The following is a 2,748-nucleotide window of genomic DNA, read 5'->3' as shown; positions in this document are numbered from 1 at the left end:
AAATATATGTGTGCTGCCACTCGAGAATTTATTGAGCAACTACAAATCACAGTACGTTCTTTCCAAAACTAAACAAAAGAGATTGTCCTATGAAATCGTTTCACAACGATCTAGTAGAATAATCTCTTTTCAAAAAAGTAAACATTGCATGTAAACTCTTATAAATTTTAATGTACCTTTTTAGATATTGGAATATATTTTGTAAAATATGCACCAACTAGCAATAATACAATTGAAAATAACCAAGTAAAAACACCGCCAAAATGAAACCAATATGCAAACATATTTAATATTGCGAGTGAAAAGAAACAAATAGAAGTTAGCGCACTTTTCAATCCTTTTATCTCGGATTTTTTTCTCTTTTGATAAGCAATATACATCGCAATAACAAGAAAAAAGATAAGAACAAATGGTAACATAACTTTTAGCATTGGTAATCCCTCCAGTGTATATGCACTCTTTATATTACCATCTTATCCCATTTATCTTTTAGGCATCAATTTATTCTTATCTTCCCTCCAAAAGTCAGTATAAGTTTTATTTTTAAAGTTCACATTCACCTCAGAAAACGGCATACTTCCTCCAACTTTCAATGAGTAAAAACCGGGAAATCATTAACGATTCCCCAATTTTTCAAACTATATTAAAGTATCCCCTTTTCCACTAAAGTCTCTGCGATTTGAACTGAATTCCAAGCCGCACCTTTCAATAAATTATCGGAAACAATCCAGAGGTGGAATCCGTTTGGCGTATCAGGATCTTTACGTATTCTTCCGACAAATGTATCTATTTTCCCTTCTGCATATAATGGCATTGGATACAGCTGTTCACTAGGGTTATCCTGCAAAATAACACCTGGTGCATCCATTAATACTTCCTTAATTTCCGCAACGGTTGCTTCTTTTTCCAGTTCTATATAAACCGATTCTGAATGCCCTGATACGACTGGAACACGTACACAAGTAGCTGCCATTTTCAAGTTTTCATCTTCTAATATTTTCTTCGTTTCTTGAATCATCTTTACTTCTTCAAAAGTAAAATCATTGTCTGTAAATATATCTACTTGAGGCAGTACATTAAACGCTATTGGATAATGTTTTTTATCTTTTTTCGCCGGTAATATATCACTTTTCACTTCTTTACCAGCAAGCATAGACTTAGCCTGCTCTTGTAATTCATGAATCGCATGAATGCCAGAACCCGATACAGCTTGATATGTTGAAACGATAATTCTTTCTAAACCGAATGATTTTCGAATCGGCTGAAGTGCAGTTACCATCTGTAATGCTGAACAATTTGGAACTGCAATAATACCTTTATGCCGCTCTAAAGTATGCGCATTCACTTCCGGAACAACGAGCGGTACACCTTGTGCCATTCGGTACTCACTTGTGTTATCAATTACAATCGCACCACTAGAAACTGCATGAGTTACAAATTGTCTAGATACTTCTCCCCCAGCACTAAAAAAGGCAATATCTACACCTTCAAAGCTAGTTGTTTTTGCCTCTTGTATAATTATCTCTCGTCCTTTGAATCTTACTTTCTTACCGGCGGATCGTTTTGATGAAAGCAATGTAACTTCAACTATATTAAACTTCATTTCATTCTCTAACAGTTCAATAATTTTTTGCCCTACCGCACCTGTAGCCCCAACAACAGCTACATGATAGCCCTTTTTGATCATCTTTTCTCCTCCAATATCACTTGAATGAATATTTCCACAATTTTATTTTATACGGAATTTAATCATTTGGAAAATTAAAATACATGATATAATCATTCACAAATCATGATAATAAAAGAGGGATCGCTTATGGAAATGAGACATGTTAAAACATTTTGCGCCATTGTGAAGTATGGTAATTTTTCTAAAGCTGCTCATGCGCTAGGTTATGCGCAATCTACTGTTACAGCACATATGAAAGCTTTAGAGAACGATTTACATATTCCTCTTTTCGATCGGTTAGGGAAAAAAGTGCTACTTACAAAAGCAGGTCATCAATTTCATCCTTATGCATTAGAATTACTTGCAATATATGAAAAAGCGCAAGAAATCCCCCAAAATACAGATTATTTAGAAGGTACATTAAGTATTACATCTAATGAATCATTAGCGGTATACCGATTACCACAATTATTACGTACTTACAAACAGAAAAATCCGAAAGTAAATATCGTACTTGAAACAAACACAAATGAACAAGCATTACAAAAATTACGTGAAGGAGAAACAGACGTTGTCTTCATAATTGGAGAAAGTATAGAACATAATGATTTTATTACGCGTACTTTTAGTAATGAAACATTTGGATGGATTTTACCAGCTTATTCCGCTGCACACGCAAATCCATTCCAGTTATTACAGGACACCCAGTTCATTTTTACAGAACAAAGCTGCGGCTATAGGCCAATGGTAGATCGTTTTTTACGTCAAAGTGGAAATATTCCAGCTAAAACATTTGAAACTTCCAATGTTGAAGTCATTAAACAATCCGTTATGTGTGAATTAGGCATTTCAATTCTTCCTTATATCGTTGTACAAGAAAGTTGCCAAAAAGAACAACTATGTTTTCAGCCTATCGAAACTCCAACCATTATTCAAAGTCATGTAATCTATCATAAATCCAGATGGATTTCCCCGGTATTACAGTCGTTTCTTTCCTTACTTGAACGAGACTAAAATATTAAGACGTACATATAAAAAGAGTAATTGCCTAATAAGCAATGAACTGCACCCCAATTGTT

General features: G+C 34.2%; 3 protein-coding genes and 2 pseudogenes. 2 read left to right on the top strand and 3 right to left on the bottom strand.

Annotated elements, in window-relative coordinates; genetic code table 11:
• Positions 1-72, top strand: a pseudogene (locus DN403_RS32325) (LysR family transcriptional regulator substrate-binding protein); the annotation flags it as partial.
• A gap of 95 nt (positions 73-167) precedes the next feature.
• On the opposite strand, the gene DN403_RS19830 reads toward DN403_RS32325, so the two are convergent.
• The 3 genes and pseudogenes from DN403_RS19830 to DN403_RS19820 form a co-directional block, all read right to left on the bottom strand.
• Positions 168-431 (bottom strand): hypothetical protein, encoded by a 264-nt coding sequence (locus DN403_RS19830; RefSeq protein ID WP_000921855.1) that lies wholly within the window; start codon positions 429-431, stop codon positions 168-170.
• Between the two features lie 51 nt (positions 432-482).
• Positions 483-602: pseudogene (locus DN403_RS19825) on the bottom strand (C45 family autoproteolytic acyltransferase/hydolase); the annotation flags it as partial.
• A 41-nt stretch (positions 603-643) separates the two neighbouring features.
• Entirely contained in the window at positions 644-1,687 is a 1,044-nt protein-coding gene (locus DN403_RS19820; protein WP_000591706.1) for an aspartate-semialdehyde dehydrogenase, read from the bottom strand.
• A gap of 129 nt (positions 1,688-1,816) precedes the next feature.
• Here DN403_RS19820 and DN403_RS19815 point away from each other — a divergent pair, with 129 nt between their 5' ends.
• A complete protein-coding gene (locus DN403_RS19815) occupies positions 1,817-2,683 on the top strand; it encodes a LysR family transcriptional regulator (RefSeq protein WP_000425889.1) in 867 nt (288 codons plus the stop codon).
• The last annotated feature ends 65 nt before the right edge of the window (positions 2,684-2,748 follow it).

Origin of the sequence: Bacillus sp. AY2-1, assembly GCF_008368965.1 — a bacterium.
GTDB classification, from domain to species: Bacteria; Bacillota; Bacilli; order Bacillales; family Bacillaceae_G; genus Bacillus_A; species Bacillus_A thuringiensis_S.
The sequence above is the reverse complement of the archived record's forward strand: the minus strand, read 5'-3'. Positions and strand labels throughout refer to the sequence as shown.

What these genes read in the sequence shown, in the direction of transcription:
- DN403_RS19830 (WP_000921855.1), bottom strand. Translation starts at nt 431, where the DNA reads ATGCTAAAAGTTATGTTACCATTTGTTCTTATCTTTTTTCTTGTTATT.
- DN403_RS19820 (WP_000591706.1), bottom strand. Translation starts at nt 1,687, where the DNA reads ATGATCAAAAAGGGCTATCATGTAGCTGTTGTTGGGGCTACAGGTGCG.
- DN403_RS19815 (WP_000425889.1), top strand. Translation starts at nt 1,817, where the DNA reads ATGGAAATGAGACATGTTAAAACATTTTGCGCCATTGTGAAGTATGGT.